At 62.4% G+C, this 22,893-nt stretch carries 20 protein-coding genes and 2 tRNA genes; 9 read left to right on the top strand and 13 right to left on the bottom strand.

The window, feature by feature from the left end:
• Nucleotides 1–5: 5 nt before the first annotated feature.
• The 5 genes from JI743_RS02985 to JI743_RS03005 all read right to left on the bottom strand — a co-directional run bounded on the left by JI743_RS02985 (nucleotide 6) and on the right by JI743_RS03005 (nucleotide 7,941).
• Nucleotides 6–776 (bottom strand): hypothetical protein, encoded by a 771-nt coding sequence (locus JI743_RS02985; RefSeq protein ID WP_201925794.1) that lies wholly within the window; start codon nucleotides 774–776, stop codon nucleotides 6–8.
• 84 nt (nucleotides 777–860) lie between these two features.
• Nucleotides 861–1,325 carry a GIY-YIG nuclease family protein gene (locus tag JI743_RS02990; protein WP_201925796.1) on the bottom strand — a complete coding sequence of 155 codons (465 nt, stop codon included), beginning with the start codon at nucleotides 1,323–1,325 and terminating at the stop codon, nucleotides 861–863.
• On the bottom strand, nucleotides 1,325–6,214 hold the full coding sequence (locus tag JI743_RS02995) for a DEAD/DEAH box helicase (RefSeq protein ID WP_201925798.1): 4,890 nt from the start codon (nucleotides 6,212–6,214) through the stop codon (nucleotides 1,325–1,327). The genes JI743_RS02990 and JI743_RS02995 overlap by 1 nt, the downstream gene beginning before the upstream one ends.
• Before the next feature lie 223 nt (nucleotides 6,215–6,437).
• Nucleotides 6,438–7,670 carry a tyrosine-type recombinase/integrase gene (locus JI743_RS03000; protein ID WP_201925800.1) on the bottom strand — a complete coding sequence of 411 codons (1,233 nt, stop codon included), beginning with the start codon at nucleotides 7,668–7,670 and terminating at the stop codon, nucleotides 6,438–6,440.
• A 197-nt stretch (nucleotides 7,671–7,867) separates the two neighbouring features.
• Nucleotides 7,868–7,941 (bottom strand) — tRNA-Gly (locus JI743_RS03005).
• 173 nt (nucleotides 7,942–8,114) lie between these two features.
• Here JI743_RS03005 and dinB point away from each other — a divergent pair.
• Nucleotides 8,115–9,170 carry a DNA polymerase IV gene (dinB, locus tag JI743_RS03010; protein WP_236659751.1) on the top strand — a complete coding sequence of 352 codons (1,056 nt, stop codon included), beginning with the start codon at nucleotides 8,115–8,117 and terminating at the stop codon, nucleotides 9,168–9,170.
• Here the strand turns inward: dinB and JI743_RS03015 are convergent.
• Together JI743_RS03015 and JI743_RS03020 are read right to left on the bottom strand one after the other, a co-directional pair.
• Complete coding sequence (locus JI743_RS03015) at nucleotides 9,163–9,636, bottom strand: hypothetical protein (protein WP_201925804.1); 474 nt, start codon at nucleotides 9,634–9,636, stop codon at nucleotides 9,163–9,165. The two genes, dinB and JI743_RS03015, sit on opposite strands and share 8 nt — an antisense overlap.
• 70 nt (nucleotides 9,637–9,706) lie before the next feature.
• A complete protein-coding gene (locus JI743_RS03020; RefSeq protein WP_201925806.1) occupies nucleotides 9,707–11,302 on the bottom strand; it encodes a peptide chain release factor 3 in 1,596 nt (531 codons plus the stop codon).
• Nucleotides 11,303–11,379: 77 nt separating this feature from the next.
• On the opposite strand from JI743_RS03020, the gene JI743_RS03025 reads away from it, so the two are divergent.
• The gene (locus JI743_RS03025; protein WP_201925808.1) at nucleotides 11,380–12,018 is read left to right on the top strand and encodes a hypothetical protein; all 639 of its coding nucleotides are present in this window, start codon (nucleotides 11,380–11,382) and stop codon (nucleotides 12,016–12,018) included.
• A gap of 589 nt (nucleotides 12,019–12,607) precedes the next feature.
• Nucleotides 12,608–13,411 (top strand): enoyl-CoA hydratase-related protein, encoded by an 804-nt coding sequence (locus JI743_RS03030; protein ID WP_201925810.1) that lies wholly within the window; start codon nucleotides 12,608–12,610, stop codon nucleotides 13,409–13,411.
• 89 nt (nucleotides 13,412–13,500) lie between these two features.
• Here the strand turns inward: JI743_RS03030 and JI743_RS03035 are convergent, their stop codons facing one another.
• The 3 genes from JI743_RS03035 to JI743_RS03045 form a co-directional block, all read right to left on the bottom strand.
• Nucleotides 13,501–14,100 (bottom strand): HD domain-containing protein, encoded by a 600-nt coding sequence (locus JI743_RS03035; protein WP_201925812.1) that lies wholly within the window; start codon nucleotides 14,098–14,100, stop codon nucleotides 13,501–13,503.
• 65 nt (nucleotides 14,101–14,165) lie between these two features.
• Nucleotides 14,166–14,870 carry a COG3904 family protein gene (locus JI743_RS03040; protein ID WP_227339760.1) on the bottom strand — a complete coding sequence of 235 codons (705 nt, stop codon included), beginning with the start codon at nucleotides 14,868–14,870 and terminating at the stop codon, nucleotides 14,166–14,168.
• 1 nt (nucleotide 14,871) lies between these two features.
• The gene (locus JI743_RS03045) at nucleotides 14,872–15,435 is read right to left on the bottom strand and encodes a hypothetical protein (protein WP_201925814.1); all 564 of its coding nucleotides are present in this window, start codon (nucleotides 15,433–15,435) and stop codon (nucleotides 14,872–14,874) included.
• Nucleotides 15,436–15,585: 150 nt separating this feature from the next.
• On the opposite strand from JI743_RS03045, the gene JI743_RS03050 reads away from it, so the two are divergent.
• Complete coding sequence (locus JI743_RS03050) at nucleotides 15,586–16,035, top strand: RrF2 family transcriptional regulator (protein ID WP_201925817.1); 450 nt, start codon at nucleotides 15,586–15,588, stop codon at nucleotides 16,033–16,035.
• A 164-nt stretch (nucleotides 16,036–16,199) separates the two neighbouring features.
• Here JI743_RS03050 and JI743_RS03055 read toward each other — a convergent pair.
• Together JI743_RS03055 and JI743_RS03060 are read right to left on the bottom strand one after the other, a co-directional pair.
• Nucleotides 16,200–16,275 (bottom strand) — tRNA-Ala (locus tag JI743_RS03055).
• Between the two features lie 133 nt (nucleotides 16,276–16,408).
• Nucleotides 16,409–16,732 (bottom strand): FYDLN acid domain-containing protein, encoded by a 324-nt coding sequence (locus tag JI743_RS03060; protein ID WP_201925819.1) that lies wholly within the window; start codon nucleotides 16,730–16,732, stop codon nucleotides 16,409–16,411.
• Nucleotides 16,733–16,857: 125 nt separating this feature from the next.
• Between JI743_RS03060 and aroA the strand changes: the two genes are divergently transcribed.
• The 3 genes from aroA to JI743_RS03075 are packed head-to-tail and all read left to right on the top strand — an operon-like array spanning nucleotide 16,858 to nucleotide 19,078.
• Nucleotides 16,858–18,186: a 3-phosphoshikimate 1-carboxyvinyltransferase gene (gene aroA / locus JI743_RS03065; RefSeq protein WP_201925822.1), complete on the top strand. Its 1,329-nt coding sequence runs from the start codon at nucleotides 16,858–16,860 to the stop codon at nucleotides 18,184–18,186.
• A complete protein-coding gene (locus JI743_RS03070; protein WP_201925824.1) occupies nucleotides 18,183–18,452 on the top strand; it encodes a CBU_0592 family membrane protein in 270 nt (89 codons plus the stop codon). Before aroA ends, JI743_RS03070 begins: the two co-directional genes overlap by 4 nt.
• Nucleotides 18,449–19,078: a (d)CMP kinase gene (locus JI743_RS03075; protein ID WP_201925826.1), complete on the top strand. Its 630-nt coding sequence runs from the start codon at nucleotides 18,449–18,451 to the stop codon at nucleotides 19,076–19,078. Before JI743_RS03070 ends, JI743_RS03075 begins: the two co-directional genes overlap by 4 nt.
• Here the strand turns inward: JI743_RS03075 and JI743_RS03080 are convergent.
• Nucleotides 19,062–20,315 carry an adenylate/guanylate cyclase domain-containing protein gene (locus tag JI743_RS03080; protein ID WP_201925828.1) on the bottom strand — a complete coding sequence of 418 codons (1,254 nt, stop codon included), beginning with the start codon at nucleotides 20,313–20,315 and terminating at the stop codon, nucleotides 19,062–19,064. The two genes, JI743_RS03075 and JI743_RS03080, sit on opposite strands and share 17 nt — an antisense overlap.
• A gap of 355 nt (nucleotides 20,316–20,670) precedes the next feature.
• Between JI743_RS03080 and rpsA the strand changes: the two genes are divergently transcribed.
• Together rpsA and JI743_RS03090 are read left to right on the top strand one after the other, a co-directional pair.
• On the top strand, nucleotides 20,671–22,383 hold the full coding sequence (gene rpsA / locus JI743_RS03085; RefSeq protein WP_201925830.1) for a 30S ribosomal protein S1: 1,713 nt from the start codon (nucleotides 20,671–20,673) through the stop codon (nucleotides 22,381–22,383).
• 203 nt (nucleotides 22,384–22,586) lie between these two features.
• Nucleotides 22,587–22,865: an integration host factor subunit beta gene (locus JI743_RS03090; RefSeq protein WP_201925832.1), complete on the top strand. Its 279-nt coding sequence runs from the start codon at nucleotides 22,587–22,589 to the stop codon at nucleotides 22,863–22,865.
• The last annotated feature ends 28 nt before the right edge of the window (nucleotides 22,866–22,893 follow it).

Genomic DNA, 22,893 nt, shown 5'->3' on the forward strand with positions numbered 1-22,893 from the left:
GCCAATCAACCCGCAACTCGCGATTTATTGGCATCCAACAATTTCAGAGCGTTAAGCTCTTCGACGAAGCGCCTTCCATAGCTACGCAACTGGCTATCCTCCGGCGTATCGCCCGCAGTGCCAATAAACCAATCGGCCAAATGGCGTCCAATATCCGACTGGTTCGGTTCGCCCCCATCTTCGCGCAAAAGCCCGTCGGGGGAATGATGTGCGACCGCCGCAAGGTGCAGAAAAGCCCCATCCCAATCCCACTTCCGCCGGGCGCCCCGCGTCGTGATCGCATGAACCTTTTGTTCGTTGGGAGCGGACGCACTGGACGTTGCGGGAAGCGCGCTCGGATCGAATTGGACGCCTAAAGCATAACCCGTGCTGTTTTCGAATGGAGCGCCACTATCTCCAAAGGTGAAATCGCCCGCGATCCAATCTTGGGTCGCAAACCGCCCGCGCGACTTGAGTTCAGACCAAAAGGTTTTTGGGATGGTCCCAGCTGGCTCGTCCAAGCTCCACTTGGTCGGGTGCCAATCCTCCAGATCGGATGTGAATGCGAAATCAACCGCCCGCGCCAAAAGCGAACCTTGTGTCAATCTTCGCAATATCGCTTCGGTAGCGTTATCCCTCGCCGCGCACCGCTGGATTTCATCGGTGGCATATTCAATCGGGTCATGGTGCATATAGGCCTGCCCGACCAATTGCAGCGCATCTCGCGATGATATCCATCGCCCCGGTTCGATATGCGGCTCGACTCCAACCGGCCGCACGCAAGGGAGTGTTTGCATCCATCCACTTTAGGAACAATTCGGGAACAGTCAAGCCCGTTCACTTATGTTCGCCCGTGATGCCGCGCCACAATTGATTTCACGTCAGCTTGTCGTAAATTCAGATAATGAAGTGCCCAATCGAAGCGCAGCGTAAAGCTCGAAAAGGTGCTGCTCTATGGGGCATTCGATTTCGACATAGCGAAGGCGCATTTCGCCGATTTGCTGCCGCTGGCGGTCAAACTCGGCTTTGAACGCGGCATCTTGCATCAGGCTGGCGCGGGAGCCGTCCGGGCGATAGGTCGCTTTCAATTCTAGCGACTGGCGAGCGCGCTTGAAGGCAAAAGACGCGGAATGGTGGCTGTCGGCGGTATGCGCCCTCACGCGCCCCTGTAGATTGCGCGTCCGGCCGGTATGGCATGGGTTCCCGTCCGCGTCGTAAAAGACGTAGATCGCGTGAAGCCCTTTCCAATCGGCTCTCGCCTTCATTTCCAAAGGCTCGCAGCGCACAAGTTGGTCGAACAGATGCGGCATCCGGTCCACGGCCTCAAAGAAGCGCGTCTCGCTCATCAATCGATCTCCAGCTTCGGCAAGCCGCGCACGATTTTCATCGTCTCCAGACTGACCGTGATGACCCGCTGGAACAGCAGCAGCGGATAGGCCGGGTCTCCGACCGTTTCGATGGCGTAGCGGTTGGCGTCGTTGACGATGCCGCTGGCTTTGTCTGTCTTGACGCACTGGCGCTCCATCACCCATTCGAGCGCGGGCTTGCCATTGACCACATAGTCATAGGCTTCCAGCGGAATGCCGGTGATGGTGATGCGCGGATTGTAATGCACCACCGTCTTGTCGAGATTGGGACGCTTGCCGCCGAATTTCATTTTCTCGACGCGAAAGAATTGCACCGGGTCCGGGATATTGGCCAGCCGCAGATCGCCCTCGGCAATGGTAACGGGGAACGGTTCGGCGCTGTCAAAGTCGCAATGCAGATCGCCCAACTGCCGTCCGGCCTCGACGAAGGCCCAGAAGTCCTCAGCTTGCTTGACAGCCGGGATGCGCGGCAATTGCTTGGATAGATTATCGGCGAAGCGGGCGCGATATTCCTCGCTGTGCAACAGGCCATAGACGTAGTGGAACAGGTCATCCTTGGTGATCGGTTCGCCGAAATAGGCGGCCTGAAAATGCGCTAACCCTTCATCGGTGATGGCGTCACCACGCCCGCCCGGTGCGGCTGGTGCGGCGGAGAACAAGCCGCCTTGTGGGGCGCCGTCGGCCGCTTCGGCTTCATAATCGTAAATGTAGCGAGGCAGGCACTGGCCTGTTGAAATCGTGTGCACATTTGGAAGATGGGCTACCATCAGCACAGAAAAATCACCGCCCGCGCCGATGCCTGAGATGCAAATCCCTCTGTTCTCTTTACCATCCGCCGGAAACATTCTCGGCATCTGATACACACAGTTATTAAAGCTTCGATCGGAGTAAGACCAAGTTCTTGAGAAAGGACGATAATCAGACAGCTGAATAGATTGCTCGACGAATCGTGTGTTGGTTCCACGCTTTGCTTTTTGTAGTTCTGGGCGATCCCAGCTTATCTTAGTCGAGTCCATCGTGACGTAGTTTCGCGCATCAGGTTCATTAATCTTGATATTCAGGCCTTTGATACGATCAACTTCTTGGTTAAAAAAGTCTATCGAGCGGCGCACGTTTGAGGCCAATTCATTGCGTGAAGAATTGTAGTTCCAATAATCCCGGCAGGTCATCAATCCGCGCGAGCGTGCCGAAAAAATAGCATACTCCTGACTATCTGTCGTGACAGCTATGAACGCATCAAATGCCTTGTCGCGTTGGCCCAGCCAGTCGCCATGCTCGTCGGGGGTGATCGCCTGCCAGCCCTTTGCGGCGGTTATGCCGCCAATGCTGCCAAATCGGGCGATGGTCGCTAGCTTGTCCTCGCGGGTCAAATAATCGCCGATATCGTGGAACCGGATTTGCCCATGATCGGCGGCGTCGGGGTTTTTGACCAGTAGGGCAATGGCGACCGGCGTGCGCGTGCCTTGCCCGAACACATTGTCTTTTTCCTTACGACGCTGTTCGCCAGACGTGCGTGCATTCCCACGCAAATGGAACACATGGAGACTGGAAAACTCGGCAGTCAGGCATTGGCGCAGGCCATCGGCGGTGTTGGCGTCCAGCCATCCCGCATTAGAAACGTAGGCAACCACCCCCGCATCGCCAATCCGGTCGCTGGCCCAACGGATCGCACGGATATAGCTGTCGTATAGGGCATTTTTTAGCGTTGCCGTAGAACGCGCGGCATACGTCTCACGGATGCGTTCGTCCAAGCGAGAATAGGCGACATTGGCGGCATTATCGTTCGCGCTGCCCTGCCCTACCGAATAGGGTGGATTGCCGATAATGACGCGGATATCCAGCGCCTTCTGCCGCGCCCGGCGGTGACTGTTGTCGGGCATCAGTGCTGCGAGCATGTCCTTTTTCTGCTCGTAAAGTTGGAACGTGTCGGTCAGGCAGATGCCGCCGAACGGCTGATAGTCGCCGCCGGACAGGCTGTGATAGACCGCCTCGATATTGATCGCCGCGATGTAGTAGGCCAGCAGCACGATCTCGTTGGCGTGGATTTCATGGGCATATTTGTGCGCCAGCTCGTCCGGCCGGATCAGCCCCGATTGCAGCAGACGGGTGATGAAGGTGCCGGTCCCGGTGAAGGGGTCCATGATATGCACCCCCTTGCTGCCAAGGGTCTGGCCAAATTCGGATTGCAGCACCTCGTTGACCGAATGGATGATGAAATCCACTACCTCGACCGGGGTGTAAACAATGCCCAGCCGCTCGGTCATCCGGGGGAAGGCGTTGCGGAAGAATTTATCGTATAGCTCGACGACGATCTTTTGCTTGGCCCCGGCGTCGTCAATGCCCGCTGCGCGCCGTTTCACGCTGTCATAGAAGCGCTGGAGACTGTCGGCCTCCTTGTCTAGCCGATGCTCGTCGAGCGCCTCCAGCACCGCTTCCATCGCCTTGGAAACGGGATTGTTGCGGGCAAAGCTGTAGCCCTCGAACAGCGCGTCGAACACCGGCCGGGTGATGAGATGTTGGGCCAGCATTTCGATAGCCTCGCCGGGCGTGATACTGTCATTCAAATCGTCGCGGATTTCGGCAAGGAAACCCTCGAACGCCGCGCGCTCGGGCGTATCGGGCTTTTCGACCAGCGCGGTGATGCGGGTGATATGCGTCTGGGCAATCTTGGCGATATCGCCCGCCCAATCCTCCCAATAATCGCGGCGACCGCATTTCTTGACGATCTTGGCCATGATGGCGCGCGAAAATTCGTCGAACACAAATGCGGTCTGGCTTTCGCCACCTCTGCGCGGGGTGCTGTCGCCGTCGCCGCGTTCGCCATCGTCGCCGCCCGCGCCGCCGCTGCCGATATGATCGCCGCCGCCTTGCTTCTTCGCGGCGGGCAGCTTGTTGCTCACCGCGACGACCTCGATATGGTCGCTGATATCGACGCCAAGGTCCGCCTGATTGAGCCGCGCGTCGAAACGCTCGTCGTGGCTGCGAAGCGCGTTCAGGATTTGCCACACCACACGATAGCGCTCGTTGTCGTCGAGCGCCTGTTCGGGCGTCACACCGGCCGGAACACCGATCGGCAGGATGACATAGCCCAGCTGTTTGCCCGGCGCGCGGCGCATCACGCGCCCGACCGACTGCACAACGTCAATCTGGCTCTTGCGCGGGTGCATGAACAGGATGGCGTCGAGCGCGGGCACGTCCACGCCTTCGGACAGGCAACGGGCATTGGACAGGATGCGCGCGACGCCTTCGCCTGCATCCTCTTTAAGCCAGTCCAGATGCACGTTGCGCTCTTTCGCACCCATGGTGCCGTCCACATGGTGCAACTGGCATTCCAGCACGGCGGCATCGCCCATCGCGTCCTGCCCCTCGTCGGACGCCAGATATTCGCTCACGACATTGGCAAATTCGGTGCGGACCAGTTTGGATGCGGCAATGTCTTTGCAGAAGGCGAGCGCGCGGCGCATCGGCTGGGCGTCGGTCAGCAGCTCGTCTTTCAGGCCATTCTTGGTCAGCGCCTTGTAACAGCCGATGATCTTGGTCGCGTCATCCAGCTTCAATTCGGTGCCGCCATCGGCCAGCCGGTGCTGCACGCCGCCCGATACCATGGCTTCGTCCACGGCCAGCACCAGCACCTTGTAATCGGTCAGCAGGCCATTCTCGACCGCCCAGCCAAAGCCGCGTGTGAACAGCGTTTCACCATAGAGCGCCGGGTCGTCCATCGACGCCAGTTCGGCCGATGCCTCGCTGGCCTTGGCCTTCGCGCCCTCGCCAAAGACGCGCGGGGTGGCGGTCATGTAGAGGCGTTTCCGGCCGCCGATGAAATCCTGATTATGGACTTTGACGAAATTGCTTTCGTCCTCGCCCGCCAATGTCGCGCCGGTCGTGCGGTGTGCCTCGTCGCAGATAATCAGCTCAAATTCGGGGAAGCCGTGCCGCTTTTGCGCGTCGCTGATAACCTGAATCGACTGATAGGTGGAAAACACCACCGTCATCCGGTCCGGGGCAGGTGTGCGCGCGCGGCTGGCCAGTTTTGCGGCGTTGGTCGTCGCGGGATAATCCAGATCGTGCAGTTCAACCTCTGCAACGTCGTCGGCATCGCGGCGGCGCTTTCCCACCTGCACGTCCGAACAGACGGCATAAGATCGCAACGGGGTCGCGCTGTCGATTGTCCATTCGCGGATAGTCTGGCTCATCAAAGCGAGCGACGGGACCAGCACCAGCACGGTCTTGCCCGGCCCCGCCATCGTCTCGGCGATCTTCAGCCCGGTAAAGGTCTTGCCCGTGCCGCACGCCATAATCAGCTTGCCCCGGTCGGCCTCGGCCAGCCCGGCCTGCACCGCCACCAGCGCATCCTGTTGGTGCGGCCGGAGCGCCTTGGGCGCGGCAACCTTGATTTCTTCGCGCTGGAACCATGCCGCCCAATCAATCGGGCTTTCCTCCAGCCGGTCCAGCCCGATGCGGGTGACGTTCAGGTCATCCAGCAATGCCTCCGCATTGCTGCTCCACGGTGCGCCCGTCGTGTCGAACACCAGCCCGCGCGAAAAATGGCGTGTCGCGCTGCTGGCAAGGAAGCTGTCGATATCGCCTTTCTGGATGCGATAGCCTTCCGCATAAAATTTGCACTGGATGGCGCAAACGCTGTCCTCACCCCGAATCTTGGCGACCAGATCGATGCCGATATCCTTGCCGTCGAGCCGCTGGGCCTTTGCCCAATCGGTGAAGGTCCACACGTCCTCATATTCCTGGGCCATGCCCGGATCATGCTTGATAAACGCCAGCGCGAGCCGCTCGAAATAAGTGCCCTTCTCGCGTTCGGTCTTTGACGCCGCGCGATATTGGGCGAGAAGCTGGCGAAGCGGTGTAGTCATTTGAATTTGCCTCCCGAAGACAGCGGATGCCTAACGGCGAAGCACGGAAGCGCCAAGATATTCTTGCGAGTTTCAGATTTGCCAACAGCAACTGCCAATTACGGTCTTCGCGCGCGCGGGCGAGAAACTGTATTTGCGATATCAATCGCGACTACGGCCGGTGTCCGCATCGAGCGGTCCAGAGAATATACCTCCCCCCCCCAAAGACAGCGCGAACGTGGAGCTAGGTGCCAGCCCGCTCCGCAAGCAAAACAATATCGGCACCTTTTCGTAGTTGGTCCAAATGGTCGCTCCACCACTGCGCCATTTCGGTGCGCTCCTGCCAATGCGCGCCGCGATGATAGGCAGCTCGCACCTTGTCGCTATCGCCGTGCGCCAACGCTCGCTCGATGGCGTCCGGGTGCCATTTACCGGACTCGTTGAGCAATGTTGAAGCCATCGCTCGGAAGCCGTGCGCGGTCATCTCGTCGCTGGAATATCCCAGCCGCCGCAATCCGGCATTGATGGTGTTTTCGCTCATGGGGCGCTGGCGCGTTCGGATTGACGGGAACACATAGCCGACCGGCCCCGTGATCGAATGGATTTCACGGAACAGCGCAACCGCTTGGCGCGAAAGCGGCACGCGATGATCTTTTCGCATTTTCGTTTTTGCGGCCGGAATGGTCCACAGCGCGCCTTCAAGGTCGATTTCTTCCCATTGGGCGTGTCGCAATTCCCCCGGCCGGACGAAAACGTGAGGGGCCAATTGCATCGCCAACTTGGTCAGGCCATGGCCCTCATAGCCGTCTATCGCGCGTAGCAACTCGCCAACACGCTTGGCCTCGGTAATTGCGCCATAGTGGACAACACGCGGCGCTGTCAGCGCGCCGCGAAGGTCGCGCGTCGGGTCTGACCGAAGCCGCGCCGTCGCGATGGCATATCGGAATACCATGCTGGCAAGTTGCAAAGTCCGCCGCGCGCTTTCGAGATTGCCTCGCCGTTCGATCTTGCGGACGGCCTCCAGCACGTCCGCAGGCTCAATCTCATTTATCGGCATCCGACCGATAGACCCGCGTAGCTGGCTCAGGAGATATTCGCTGCGGGTTGCCGTGGCTGGTGCCCACCCGCCTTCGCCATCCCGCTTCCGCTTGTCGCAATACTCCTTGGCAATGCTCGCAAAGCTATTTCCCGCCATCGCCCGCGCCTGTCGAATGCCGCGCTGCTTTTCGCGCGAAGGGTCTTTGCCCGCCGCGATCAGTTCGCGGGCATCGTCCCTGCGTCGCCGCGCCTCCCCCAAGCTAATTTCGGGATATGTCCCAAGCCCCAGCTTCTTTTCTCGCCCGTCTATCCGGTATTTCAATCGCCACAGCTTACCACCGCTCGGCTGAACCAAAAGGAACAGACCAAGCGAATCACCCAGCTTGAACGGCTTGGCTTTTGGCTTCGCATTGCGGATTGCCGCGTCAGTCAGGGCCATAATCAGCGCCTTTCCCTATCGTGGCCCCCAAAGTGGGGCCATCCCCATACACCTCGTGGCCCCCGGCCCCCAAAGTGGCCCCCAACAGGGGGCGGCTATGTCCGGTCGCAGGTGAACGCCACCGACCGCCTAGGCGCAGAAATACGCTAAAACACGCGCCATTTCCAGACGCAAACGAACAACGATGTATGAGAAAGTGGAGCGGGTAGCGGGAATCGAACCCGCCTAGCTAGCTTGGAAGGCTAGAGCATTACCACTATGCTATACCCGCGTATCCAAGGCTGGCGGCGATTGCCAGTTTGACCGGCCGCCGTCAAGCACCTGCGCGCCCGGATGTTGAGAACATTTTGGCAACATGCTAGATCGCGGCGCGTGGACGAACCCGACGACATCGATGAGAGCGATATTGCTACCGACGCGGTGCGCAAGATCATCCATGTCGACATGGACGCCTTTTACGCGTCGGTCGAACAGCGCGACAATCCGGCGTTGCGCGGGCGCCCCGTCGCGGTTGGCGGCTCGTCGCGGCGCGGGGTGGTGGCTGCCGCCTCCTATGAAGCGCGCAAGTTCGGCGTGCGGTCGGCGATGCCGAGCGTAACGGCCAAGCGCCAATGCCCCGAGCTGGTGTTCGTCCCCCCGCGCTTCGAGGTGTATCGCGAGATTTCGCACCAGATCCGCGCGATTTTCCGCGACTATGCCGACGAGGTCGAGCCGCTGTCGCTCGACGAGGCCTATCTCGATGTCAGCCGCGACAAGGCCGGGCTCGGTAGCGCGACCGCAACAGCGAAGCTGATCCGACGGCGCATCCGCGACGAAACCGGCCTCACCGCCTCCGCCGGCGTTTCGTACAACAAGTTCATTGCGAAGCTCGCGTCGGATCAGAACAAGCCCGACGGGCTGACGGTCATCCCGCCCGGCAAGGGCGCGACCTTCGTCCAGACGCTGTCGATCCGCCGCTTCCACGGTATCGGCCCGGTGACCGCGGCGAAGATGGAGGGGCTGGGCATCTATTCTGGCGCCGACCTCGCCGCGAAGGACATGGCGTGGCTCGCCGCGCATTTCGGCAACAGCGCCGAATGGCTCCATAATCTGGCGCGCGGAATCGACCATCGCCGCGTCAAATCGAACCGCCCGCTCAAATCGCTCGGCGGCGAGCGCACCTTTTTCAACGACCTCGTCACCGACGCCGAGATCCGCGAGGCGCTCGCGCATGTTTGCACGGTCGTGTGGGACCGCGCGGCGAAGAAGGGCGCACGCGGGCGCACGGTGACGCTCAAGCTGCGCTACGCCGATTTCCGCACGATCACGCGGGCGAAGTCGCTGGCGGCGCCGGTGGCCGACGGTGCCGCGCTGCTCGCCGCGGGCGAGGCAATCCTCGCACCGTTGCTGCCGACCGAACAGGGTATCCGCCTGCTCGGCTTGACGCTGAGCAAGTTCGACGGCGAGAGCGATACGGCCGCTGACGAGGCAGCGCCCGCCGACCTATTGAGCCTTATTTGACCGTCGCGAGCGCGGGCGCGAAACGCTTGAGCGCCGCCTTCATTTTCGGCGATAGCGACGCATAGCTGCAGCGGATGAGCATTTCGTCCATCACTTGCATTTCCTCGCGAAACGGCGCGCCGACGCGGTAGAGCGCGCGGTCGGGTCCCGTCGACTTGACCCGGAAATAGCCCGCGCCGTCGAACCCGCCGAACTGCATCTGCGTAAAGCCGCCCTCGACCGCGCGCGTCTGTGTGATCGGCTGCAATTCTGCCGCCGGCCCCATGTTGCCGTTGGGACCGTAATAATAGAGCGAGCCCCAGCGCTTTCCGTCGAAGACATAGCCATGGCGCACCGTCGCGCATTTCTGATTGTCGTTGGTCCAGAAACCCTTGGCAATCGGCAGGCTGATCGCCGATTGTGCCATCACGGGCGCCGCCACCGCGCCCAGCAGCATTGCCGCCCAAATCCCACGCCGTCCGTCCATCGCGCTTCTCCCCGCACGTCCGACCCGAGGAAATGATTAGCTTGCGGCCAATACAGCGCAAGCGTTTCGTTCACGCCGCCGGAGCGAAAACGCGTTCCTTGGTCGCGGTGAAGCGGATCTGCGGGTGGCGCTGCGTCACATAGCCGACTTCCCACGCATCCTTCGCCATGAACACCGGCGCGCCGTCTCGGTCGGTTGCCGACGCGCCGCGATGATCGGCCTGGAACGCCTTCAATGCGGCGGCATCGTCGCTCGCGATCCAGCGCGCCGTGTCCCACGGACTCGCTTCCAGCTTCGCCTCGACCTTATATTCGGCCTCGAGCCGGCTGATCAGCACTTCGAGCTGGAGCTGACCAACGACGCCAACGATCATGTTCGCGCCGATTTCGGGATAGAAGACCTGGATGATCCCCTCCTCTGCCATGTCGTCGAGTGCCTTGCGAAGCTGCTTGGTCTTGGTGGGGTCGACCAGCGCGACGCGGCGCAGGATTTCGGGCGCGAAGTTCGGCAGGCCGGTGATGGTGATGTCGGTGCGTTCGGACAAGGTGTCGCCGACGCGCAAGGTGCCGTGGTTCGGAATGCCGATGATGTCGCCGGGGAAAGCCTCCTCGGCCATTTCGCGGTCTTGCGCGAGGAAGAGCATCGGGCGGCTTATCGCGATCGCCTTGCCGGTCCCCCCTTGGGTGAGACGCATTCCGCGCTCGAACTTCCCCGAGCAGAGCCGCATGAAGGCGATGCGGTCGCGGTGCGCGGGGTTCATGTTCGCCTGCACCTTGAACACAAAGCCGGTGACGGCTTCATCGCTGGGCTCGACCGGCGCGGGCTCGGCGGGCTGCGGCTGCGGTCCCGGCGCATGGCGCGCGAGCGCGGCGAGCAGGTCGATGACGCCGAACTCCTTGAGCGCCGATCCGAAATAGACCGGCGTCAGGTCGCCATTGCGATACGCCGCGGCGTCGAACGGCGCATAGCAGGCGGAGGCAAGCTCGGTCTCTTCGCGAAGGTGCGCGAGCGCGTCGGCGCTGAGCCTTGCGGCGAGCGCCGGATCGTCGAGCCCCGCCACGCCAGTCCTGTCGCCCTCATACATGCGCGACGCATCGCCGCCGGGCTGCATGATTGCGGGATCGACGAGATCGTAAATCCCCTCGAATTGCCCGCCCATGCCCGCGGGCCAGTTCATCGGGCAGACGTCGAGCGCGAGCCGGTCGGCAACCTCGTCGAGCAGTTCGAACGGCGGCAGGCCTTCGCGGTCGACCTTGTTGACGAAGGTGATGATCGGCACCGAACGCAGGCGGCAGACCTCGAACAGCTTCAATGTCTGCGGCTCGATGCCCTTGGCGGCGTCGATCACCATCACCGCGCTGTCGACCGCGGTCAGCGTGCGATAGGTATCCTCGCTGAAATCCTCGTGCCCCGGCGTGTCGAGCAGGTTGAAGACGAGCCCCGCATGTTCGAAGGTCATCACCGACGAGGTGACGGAAATGCCGCGCTGCTGTTCGATCTTCATCCAGTCGGAGCGCGCGCGCCGCGCCTGACCGCGCGCCTTCACCTCGCCCGCCATATGGATCGCCCCGCCCGCGACGAGCAATTTCTCGGTCAGGGTCGTCTTGCCCGCGTCGGGGTGCGAGATGATGGCGAAGGTGCGGCGTTCGGGATGCGTCTGGGACATGGCGCGGGCGGTTAGCAGGCGGCGACGGATGTGGAAAGAGGCTGGCGTCCGGCGTGCGGGGCGCGCATGGTCAGCCGATGCGAATGCTGCCCCTCGTCGTCGCCCTGATCGCTGCTCCGGCCGCTGCGCAGCAACCGCCCTTCGTCGGTGAATATTATCTTGCCGAAGGGCCCGATGTCGCGGGCGGACTGCTCATCCGTGCCGACGGACGCTTTCAATATTTCCTTGCAGCGGGCGCGCTCGACGAACGCGCCGAAGGACGCTGGGAGCTGCACGGCGACCGGATCTGCCTGACCACCGAACCCAAGCCGGTGCCGCCCGCGATGACCAAGGGGCCGCCACTTGCAGTCGACGGCGTGGTTCCGACGCTGCTCGTCACCTGGCCGAACGGCAATGGCATCCCCGGGGTCGATTTCGTGATCGGCTTCGACAACGGCGATCCGATCGAGGGCTATACGCAATATGACGGCTGGACGATGCCCGAAGACGATCCGCGCGTTCCGCGATGGGTTGGGCTTACCGAACCCATCTACAACATTACCGCGCCGCGCTTTGACCTGTCCGAAGGCGATGACGGAAAGCTGCGCGTCATAATCGTGCCGAACGATATCCGCGTCGTCGGTTTCAGCGATGCGTGCCTCGAAGCGACGGAGCGCGGCGTGACGCTTCATCGCGCAGAAGGCACGATGCGGTTCGTCCGGCGGCGCGAGGATTAGGGTAGAGACCGGCCTGTGCTGTCGTCGGCATCCTTCCAAAGTTCAGGAATGTTCGGCCCAATGCGCGCCGTTTTTTCGTGCCCGGCGGACATGCCGCGTCCGGTTGCTGCCCGTCCCGGCAACGCGGGGCGGCGATCCTTTATCCGCACATTGAAAGAGCCGGGACGAAGACGGGCATAGCCACTCAATGTAGGACAGCGGACTTTTTGCGCTGAGGATGTCCGCTTCGGGGTGGAATTTGCCGCAAATTCCTCCCTGTGGCGAAGCCATGGGGAGGGGGACCGCTCGCGAAGCGAGGGGTGGAGCGGCCGCGACGTTGCGCCATTAGCCCCTCCGTCAGCCCTTCGGGCTGCCACCTCCCCATGCCTGCGGCACAGGGAGGATCTGATGGCCGCAACCGGTCGTTTCCCACCATCCGATCAGGGTCGGCAACGAACAACCACCGAGTGTGGACGGCAATGCTTGGCCCCGCCGTAGATGTTCGTTTCGAAGTCGCTTTATACCCCCTTCCCCCTTGCGCATCGGTCCCAAATGCGGCAAAAGTTTACGTGAACGTAAAGGTAAAGCGCCTGCGAGAGGATTCTTCCCCATGACTGACGTCCCCAGCTTCGATACGATCAAGCTCAGCATCGCCGACAATGTCGCGACGATCACGCTCAACCGGCCCGACCGGCTCAATTCGATGCCGCCCGCGATGGCCGACGACATCCGCGCGGCGCTCGACCATCTACCGGGGCTCGGCGCGCGCGCGTTGCTGATTACCGGCGAAGGACGCGGATTCTGTTCGGGCGCAGACCTCGGCGGCGACCGCAGCGCGTCGGCGGTCGGCGGCGGCGCGAACAGCCGCAAGGCATTGCGCAACCATTACAATCCGATGCTGCTCGCGCTCGCCAATCTCGACATTCCGGTCGTCACCGCAGTGAACGGCCCGGCGGCAGGCGTGGGGTGCAGCTTTGCGCTGTCGGGCGATTTCACCCTCGCGGGCAAATCGGCCTATTTCCTTCAGGCATTCGTCAACATCGGGCTGGTGCCCGACGGGGGTTCGTCGTGGCTCTTACCGCGCCTGATCGGCGTACCGCGCGCGCTGCAGATGATGATGCTCGGCGAAAAAATCGGCGCCGAGCAGGCGGCCGACTGGGGCCTTGTTTACAAGGTGGTCGAAGATAATGCGCTGATGGACGAAGCGACCGCGCTCGCGCAGCGCCTCGCCGCGGGACCAACGGTCGCGCTCGGCACGATGCGCAAGATTTTGCGCGCGGGCCTCTCGCAAGGCTTTGCGGAAACGCTCGACGCCGAGGCAATGGGGCAGTTCGTCGCGGGCAACAGCGCCGACGCGGTCGAAGGCGTGATGGCGTTCGTCGAGAAGCGCGAGGCCGCGTTCAAAGGGGCCTGACGCCCCCGTCTTCCGTCATCCCGGCGAAGGCCGGGATCTCGCCGGTGAGACCCCGGCCTTCGCCAGGGTGACGAACAGATGGCGAGGGCCTACTCCGCCGCCTCGGCCATCACCTTCTTGTAAATGCTCGTCTTGGGCGCCGAGCAGAGGCGCTTCACCATCGGCTCGAAGAATTCGAGGGGCAGCGAGTCATAATCGGGGTCGAACGCCGGCGCGTCATATTTTTCGCAGAATTCGGCGCAGGCGTCATAATAGGGATGGTCCTTGAACTGGTCGCGCATGTCGCGGTCGAGGCCCAGATAGTGGAAGAAATAATGGCCCTGGAAGATGCCGTGATGCTGGACGATCCACAGATTTTCCTCTGACAGAAAGGGCTTGAGGATCGCAGCCGCGACGTCGGGGTGATTGAACGCCCCCAGCGTATCGCCGATGTCGTGGAGAAGCGCCATCACGACATATTCCTCGTCACGCCCATCGCGGTGCGCGCGCGTCGCGGTCTGCAGGCAATGTTCGAGCCGGTCGACCGGGAATCCGCCATAATCGCCGCCGAGCAGCTTCAAATGTTCGATGATCCGCGCGCCATTATTCGGCGCAAACGCCTTTTGCTCGCGCGCGATGATGTTCCAGTCTTCCTGCGTGCCGTCGATCATCGATCGGAACGTGGCGTGCTCGTGCGTCATATCGGTCATGGCCGGCTCTCCCTATATGGCGCCAGTCTATGCCTTTGGTTGCCTTTTGCAACCTGCCCCGACGCCTATTCGACCGCGTAGGTCACGCCATATTTCAGCGCCTCGTCGAGCGTCAGGCACCGCCGCGTCGATTTGTCCTCGGCATTGGCGACCGCCTGTTGGCGGTACATCACCTCGGTCAGCAGTTTGCGCGATATGCCCATGCGGATCAGGAAATCATTGTCCTCGCTCGCGAGCAATGCCGAATCCTGTTCGATGTCGCCGATCAGTTCGCGCGTCGCGTCGGTGCCCATCGCGACGCTCATGTCGATCGTCGAGCGGTCGCCGGTGCGGGTGAACATATGCACCATGAAATGGCCGCCGGGGTCGATCATGCGCGGCTGACCGCCCATGAAGACGAAATTGCACGCGCTGAAACAGGCCCAGCCGCTCGGGATGCGCGTCGCGAGACCGAAATTCGAGCGGATGACCCGTCCCGCCGCATTACCGGCGCGCGCATCGCCACCCGGCGAGCGCAGCCAGATTTCGCTGACATCGGGATTAGCCTTGAGCGCTGCCGCCAGCCGGTCGGGCAACCCCGGATCGACGCGACCTTCCGCCAGCATGACCTTGGCCCCGCCGCGCTCGACGACCGACAACTGCATCACGCTGTTCGCCGACCAATTGGGATTGAGCGGACAGGTCGGATTGTCGGGGTCCATGCGCTCGGTCGCCCCAAGCGCAAGGAGCGCGGCGGCGGCGATCGTCAGCCGCGCGATTTTATGCGGCAATTTATGCGGCAAGGACATAGCGCGACTCGCCCCGTCCCTTGCACATACGTTTGGTGACGCGCGTTTCCTCGCCCTCGACGATGATGAAGTCGTTGACGGTCATGCATTTGCGACCACCGCGCTCGTCATTGATTGCGGCGATCGTCGAAGACCCGCTGACATTTTCGCGCGTTTCGCTCGTCCAGTTTGCCGTCGCGCCGACCTCTTCGCCGCGCGTGACCTCTTCGGTCGCTGCCGCTGCCTGGACCTGCTCGCCCGGATCCAGACGGCAAGCAATCGCGTTCGTCAGCGTGCCGCTGACCTCCGCGATCGGGACAAAGCCGTACACACCGACCTTTTGCGCCGCCTTGCCGACGGCATGATCCATCACGCCGCCGATGATCATGCGGCCCGTTCCATCGCCCTTTTTGCCGGCGGGACATCCGCCATTGTCCTTTTCGGTGGGCGTCGGCGCCGGAGTCGGGGTTGTTATTTTCCGCAGCAATCCGCCAAACTGGGCCTGCGCCGGAACTGCCACCAGCATGCAGCTTGCCAGAACTGCGGGACCAGCCAGAAATTTACGCATGAATTATCCACCTTCGTCGCGCCCGAAATGGGCTTTCCCGCCCCCCATGGCCGCGCTCCATGCCATTCGCTGTGACCTACATCAACATCGCAGATATAATCTCATCCTGACAGGTTGAATTAAACGAAAATTTGGCTCACTACGCCGCCCATGCTCTCGCAGAAGACCCGCTATACGATCCGCGCCTTCCAGCATCTTGCCGATCATTGGGGCAAGGGACAGGTGCAGTTGGCGGACATTGCCGACGCGCAGAATATACCGCCGAAATTTCTGACCGTCATCCTGTCCGAAATGGCACGCGAAGGCCTGCTTATTTCGCAGCGCGGCCGCGACGGCGGCTATCAGCTCGCGCTGCCTCCCGTCGACATCAGCTATGGCGACCTCGTCCGGCTGACGCGCGGGTCGCTCGCGCTCGTTCCCTGCGCGAGTCGCAATGCACATGAACATTGCAAGAATTGCCTGCCCGAGGCCGAATGCCGGATGCGAAGCCTGATGCTGAAGGTGCGCGACGACACGGCGGCCGTCCTTGACCGCATCACCCTCGCCGACCCGATCCGCATGGAGCCGCTGTTCGATGAAAAGGAAGAGGCGGTGCTTTAAACGGGCGCCGTATCAAGCCCGCTATGGCGATTGATCGCGGCAGGATTGGCTGAAAAGAAAAGGCCCGGCATGGCTGGGCCTTCTTGAAAATGGTGGAGCCTGGCGGGATCGAACCGCTGACCTCTAATATGCCATGAGGGGCGCCCGTTCGCGCCGAGGAGAAATGGTGGAGCCTAGCGGGATCGAACCGCTGACCTCTACAATGCCATTGTAGCGCTCTCCCAGCTGAGCTAAGGCCCCGTGCCATTTCTGCGGGTCGCCCTGGGTGGTGCGACCGGGACGCCGCCTTTACCAGCGCCGGCGTCCGATGCAAGGGGCCAAATGCATCGCTGCGATGCTTTTTTGGCCCCCGATATTCAAAAACCCGATTTCGTCAGCTTTCGTCGTCGTCATCGTCAGCCTTGGTGACGCCCAGATCGTCGTCCCCGCCAAGGTCGACGTCATTGTCGGGCGAATCGCTGTCCTCGTCAACATCGACGTCCAGATCCAGATCGTCGTCGGCCGACTCTTCCTTGACGACCTTGCCGGGCTTCTCGGCTTCCTCGAACGGCATCGGCTGCTTCGATTTCAGTACCGATTCCGGGATCCAGCTATAGCCGCAATTGATGCAGCTGACCGGGTCATCCTTGGTCAGATCATAGAATCGGGTGGCGCATTTCGGGCAGCTACGCTTGGTGCCCCATTCAGCCTTTATCATATAAGCCTCATAACCTTTTGGAAACCGGATAGGAATCTCGGGAAGTAGGCGACGCCTGAATAGCTATCCGCCAAATCGGCGTGCGCCTTGCCAGATTGTCGGGCCGCTGTCAAAAGCCGCACGCCATGACCGATCAAACCGCCACGCCCCGCAGCTTTTCCGCTTCCGTTGCCTTGAAAGGCAAGATCGCCATTCCGGGGGACAAAAGCATCTCGCATCGCGCGCTGATGCTGTCGGCGCTTGCGGTGGGGACGAGCCGCGTCACGGGATTGCTCGAAGGCCATGATGTACTCGCCACCGCGGCCGCGATGCGGGCGATGGGCGCGACGATCGAGCGGCGCGACAGCGGCGAATGGGTGATCGACGGCGTCGGCGTCGGCGGACTGCTCCAGCCGCGCGAAGCGCTCGACATGGGCAACAGCGGCACGTCGACGCGGCTGCTGATGGGTGTCGTCGCGAGCCATCCGATCACCGCGACCTTTGTCGGCGACGCGAGCCTTTCGGGCCGCCCGATGGGACGCGTCATCGACCCGCTCTCGCAAATGGGCGCCGATATCAGCGCTTCGCCGGGAGGCCGCCTGCCGCTGATGGTGCGCGGCCTCGCCCCGGCCGTCCCCCTCTCCTACCGTCTGCCGATGGCTTCGGCGCAGGTGAAGAGCGCAGTGCTGCTCGCGGGGCTCAACACCCCAGGGATCACCGAGGTGATCGAACCGGTGCCGACGCGCGACCATAGCGAACGGATGCTCAGGGGATTCGGTGCCGAACTCAGCGTCGATACCGACGCTGACGGCACGCGCCATATCCGCATCACTGGCGAAGCCGAGCTGAAGCCCCAGACGATCGCCGTGCCGGGCGACCCCTCGTCGGCAGCCTTCTTCATCGTCGCGGCGCTGATCGTACCCGGTTCCGACGTCACCATCGCCAATGTCGGGCTCAACCCTACGCGCGCGGGCCTTGTCGATGTCCTTCGCGCAATGGGCGGCGACATTGAGGAACTGGACCGCCGCGAAGTCGGCGGCGAGCCCGTCGCCGACCTTCGTGTCCGTCACAGCGCCTTGAAGGGCATAGAGGTCGATCCGGCTGTCGCGCCGAGCATGATCGACGAGTTTCCGGTCCTGTTCGTCGCCGCCGCGCTCGCGGAAGGCCGCACGACGACGACCGGGCTCGACGAGCTGCGCGTCAAGGAAAGCGACCGGCTGGCGGTGATGGCGGCCGGCCTTGAGGCGATCGGCGTGCGCGTGACCGAAAACGAGGACGGGCTGGTCATCGAGGGCAGCGGCGGCGATCCGCTCCCCGGCGACGCGACCATTGCGGGCCATCTCGATCATCGCATCTGCATGAGCTTTGCCGTCGCGGGGCTGGCGAGCAAGGCGCCCGTAACGGTCGACGACATCGCGCCCGTGGCGACGAGCTTCCCCAATTTCGAGGCGCTGCTTGCAGGGTTGCAGGCATGATCGACTGGATCCCCGGACGCGCCGCGGATGTCATCGGCTTGATCGGCACCGCATGCGTCCTCGCCGCATTCGCCTATATCAACAGCGCAAAAGTGCCGAACGGCGTGCTGTTCAACGCGGTCAACCTGATTGGCGCGCTGTTGCTGATGATATCGCTGCTCGTCCATTTCAATCTCGCCTCTTTCCTGCTCGAAATTGCCTGGGCGAGCATCGCCATCTGGGGATTGGCAAAGGCGCTCCGCCGCGGGCGCGAGGATGCGGCATGATTGTCGCGGTCGATGGCCCGACCGCGTCGGGAAAAGGATCTATCGCCCGGCGGCTGGGTGAATATTTCGGCCTGCCCGTGCTCGATACGGGCCTTCTCTATCGGGCGGTCGGTTACCAGACGCAGCTCAACCATGGTGACGCCGACAACGCCTCCGACGCGCTTGCTGCCTGCGATTTCCCCGACGACCTGCTCGACGATCCGGCGCTGCGCTTCGAAAGCACCGGAAGTCTTGCGAGCCGCGTGTCGATCCACCCCGCAGTGCGCGCAGCACTGTTTCAGCGCCAGGTCGATTTCGCCAACCAGCCAGGCGGTGCCATACTCGACGGGCGCGACATAGGGACCGTCATCGCGCCGCACGCCGATGCCAAGCTGTTCGTGACCGCGAGCGCCGAGGAGCGCGCCCGCCGGCGCCAGGCCGAGATGCTCAATCGCGGCCTCGATGTCGGGTACGAGGTCGTGCTGGCCGACATTCACGCCCGCGACGCGCGTGACACCGGCCGCGCCGACGCCCCGCTGCTGCGGGCGAACGATGCGATGCTGCTCGATACGAGCGCGATGGACATTACGGCTGCGGTCGCGGCGGCGATCGCATTTATCGAGGAACGGGTCAGGCGACCCAGTTGATGTCGGGCAGCGCCGGTGCACGCGGCACCGAGTGATAGACGCAGGTTTCGCCGACGCCCTTGAGCAATTCACTATGCGGCGGACCGAAGGCGGCGCGGCCTTTCGCGCGCAGCCATGTGCTTTCGGAAATCGCGATACCGTTGACCGGCGCGCAGCCTTCAAGGCGTGCCGCCATGTTGACCGTCTCGCCCCAATAATCATAGGCCATGCGCGTGGCACCGATAACGCCGCCGACGACGGGCCCGCTGTGGATGCCGACGCGCAAGCCGACTTCGGTGCCCGCAACCGGCTGCAGCGCCGCAACCCCGGCAAGCACATCCTGCGCAAAGGCGATGGCAACGTCGGCGCTGTTGCCGACGCTCTGGTTGCCGCCCGCGATGGCGAGATAGGCATCGCCGATGGTCTTTACCTTTTCGACGCCATGCTTTGCCGCACAGCGGTCGGCATGGTTGAAAAAGGCGTTGAGCAACTCGACGAGATGGCCGGGCGACACACGCTGCGCGAGCTTGGTGAAGCCGACCATGTCGATGAAGATCACGCTGGCGTCGGCATAGCTGTCGGCGACCATCCGCCCGTCGCGAATCCGTTCGACTGCGGCAGGCGGGAGCATGTTGAACACGAGTTCCTCGCTCTTCGCGCGCTCGACCTCGAGTTCTTCCGATAGGGCGAAGGCGGCGCGGCTCGACCGGTCGATGGCGAAATTGATCGCGATCATGACCAGCGCGCCGCTGACATAGCTGAGGATTGCGTACCAAAGGCCGGCGCCGTGATCCTGGATCGCCATGACCGTCGCGAGGAACACGACGCATTCGAGCGCGAGCCACAAGAGGAACAGGCGCGGTCGGCCTGCCAGCGCGACCGCCGCAAACGCCGTTATCGCCAGCCGGTTGATCGCGCCCACCGCGTGGAGGTCGTCGTCAAGTTCGATCAGTTCGGCGAGCAGGACGATGTTGACGAGCCCGACAAGCAGCGAAATGCCGAGCAGGGCCGCAAAATCGAGCGCCGGTTGTTTGATATAGCCGCTCCAGAAGGTCACTGCGACATAGGCGCCCGCGAGAAGCAGCACCGACCCGAGCAGAATTGCCAGAAAGGCAGCGTCATGGGCGTGCAGGAACAGCGGATTGGCAATCGAATAGGCGAGCGCGACGAGCATGAAGAGCACGCCATAGATACGCACGAACGGCAGGCGCAGCGTCCGCGACGCCGCCTGATAGCGCTCCTCGACACTCCGGTCCATGAAACGGCCGCTTATCGTCGCCTGCATCCGCCCCTCTCGATCAATTCAGAACTGATAGCCGATAAGCCTTACCGCCGCGTTTATCGGCAATTCGCCTTGCCGAAAGGGGGACGATCCACTATAGGCCGCCCGTCCGACGGGCCTGAACGCCGGTCGAGGCACGGTCAAACCGCCGCTCCGACACGAGCGTCGGGCGTGATGGGGCTCACCCATCGCGCCCATTTTGCTTTGCCCGTATCTCGGCCCACAGGTTCGAAGGATGTCCCGACCCGCATCCGGCGGCCGGGACGGATCGGCCACAAGACCAGCGGAACCAACCGCTTGGCCGGAACAAATGAAGTAAGGAATACTATTTATGGCCTCTACGGCTTTTCCGACGCGCGACGATTTCGCCGCGATGCTCGATGAATCGCTGGGCGGCGCCGACGGCGGCTTTGAAGGCCGTGTCGTCAAGGGCACCGTGACCGGCATCGAAAATGACCTGGCAGTTATCGACATCGGCCTGAAGAGCGAAGGCCGCGTGCCGCTTCGCGAATTCGCCATGCCGGGCCAGAAGGCCGACCTGAAGGTCGGCGATGAAGTCGAGGTCTATGTCGACCGCGTCGAAAACGCCAATGGCGAAACGATGCTCTCGCGCGACCGCGCCCGCCGCGAAGCCGCGTGGGACCGCCTCGAAGAAGAATTCAACAAGGAAGCCCGCGTCGAAGGTGTCATCTTCGGCCGCGTCAAGGGCGGCTTCACCGTCGACCTCGGCGGCGCCGTGGCCTTCCTTCCGGGCAGCCAAGTCGATATCCGCCCCGTGCGCGACGTCGGCCCGCTGATGGACCTGCCGCAGCCCTTCCAGATCCTGAAGATGGACCGTCGCCGCGGCAACATCGTCGTATCGCGCCGCGCGATCCTCGAGGAAACGCGCGCCGAGCAGCGTTCGGGCCTGATCCAGAACCTCGAAGAGGGCCAGATCATCGAAGGTGCGGTCAAGAACATCACCGATTATGGTGCGTTCGTCGACCTCGGCGGCATCGACGGCCTGCTCCATGTCACCGACATGAGCTACAAGCGCGTCAACCACCCGAGCGAAGTCATCAACATCGGTGACACGGTCAAGGTGCAGATCATCCGCATCAACCGCGACACGCAGCGCATCAGCCTCGGCATGAAGCAGCTCGAAAGCGATCCGTGGGAAGGCGTCGCCGCCAAATATCCGATCGGCGCGAAGCTGTCGGGTACGGTCACGAACATCACCGATTACGGTGCGTTCGTCGAACTCGAGCCCGGCATCGAAGGCCTGGTCCACGTCAGCGAAATGTCGTGGGTCAAGAAGAACGTCCACCCCGGCAAGATCGTCTCGACGAGCCAGGAAGTCGACGTCATCGTTCTCGAAGTCGACAGCGACAAGCGTCGTATCTCGCTTGGCCTCAAGCAGGCTCAGTCGAACCCGTGGGGCGCTTTTGCCGAAGCGCATCCGGTCGGCTCGGTCGTCGATGGCGAAGTCAAGAATGCGACCGAATTCGGTCTGTTCGTCGGCCTTCCGGGCGACGTCGACGGCATGGTTCACATGTCGGACATCGCGTGGGGCATTTCGGGCGAAGAAGCGCTGCACCTCCACCGCAAGGGCGAGGCCGTGCAGGTCGTCGTTCTCGACGTCGATGTCGAAAAGGAACGCATCAGCCTCGGCATCAAGCAGCTTGAAAAGGGTGCTCCCGCCGTTGGCGGCGGTACCGCTGCCGCGGGTTCGTTGAAGAAGAACGACGTCGTTACGGTCTCGGTTCTCGAAGTCCGCGACAACGGCCTCGAAGTCCAGGCTGGCGACGATGGCGCGACCGGCTTCATCAAGCGCGCCGACCTCGGCCGCGACCGCGACGAACAGCGCCCCGACCGTTATCAGGTCGGCCAGAAGTTCGACGCAATGGTCGTCGGTTTCGACCGTTCGAAAAAGCCGAACTTCTCGGTCAAGGCGATGCAGATCGCCGAAGAGAAGCAGGCTGTCGCCCAATATGGTTCGTCGGATTCGGGCGCCTCGCTCGGCGACATCCTCGGCGAAGCCTTGAAGGCCGGCAAGAAGGATTAATTCCTCTTTCCGCGCTTGCGCGAAAGAAAAGGCCCGCAGAGTGTCCCTCTGCGGGCCTTTTTCTTTCAGTGATATATTTTGACCAAACAGTGATTCATGATAGGCTCCGTGCCGCGTCAGGAGGGGGCCTCACGCAATTCGCACCGGCAACGACCGGGTGATCTGCGTCCTGCGGGATGCGCGTGATACAATAGGGGAAGCCAATGATCCGGTCGGAATTGGTCCAAAAGATCGCTAGTGAAAACAGTGATTTGCGACATGATGAGGTCGAGCGCATTGTCGACGCCTTCTTCGATTCCATCGTCGATCAGCTTGCCGAGGGCGGCCGCGTCGAACTCCGCGGCTTCGGCGCCTTTTCGACGCGCAGCCGCGACTCGCGCACCGGGCGCAATCCGCGCACCGGCGCTCCCGTCGCGGTAAAGGCGAAAAATGTGCCCTATTTCAAACCCGGCAAGGAAATGCGCGAGCGGCTCAACGACTGAGCATAGCCTTGGTTGAGTGCCGCGCAGC

The sequence above is a fragment of the Sphingopyxis jiangsuensis genome, assembly GCF_016734905.1.
Classification (GTDB): Bacteria; Pseudomonadota; Alphaproteobacteria; order Sphingomonadales; family Sphingomonadaceae; genus Sphingopyxis; species Sphingopyxis jiangsuensis.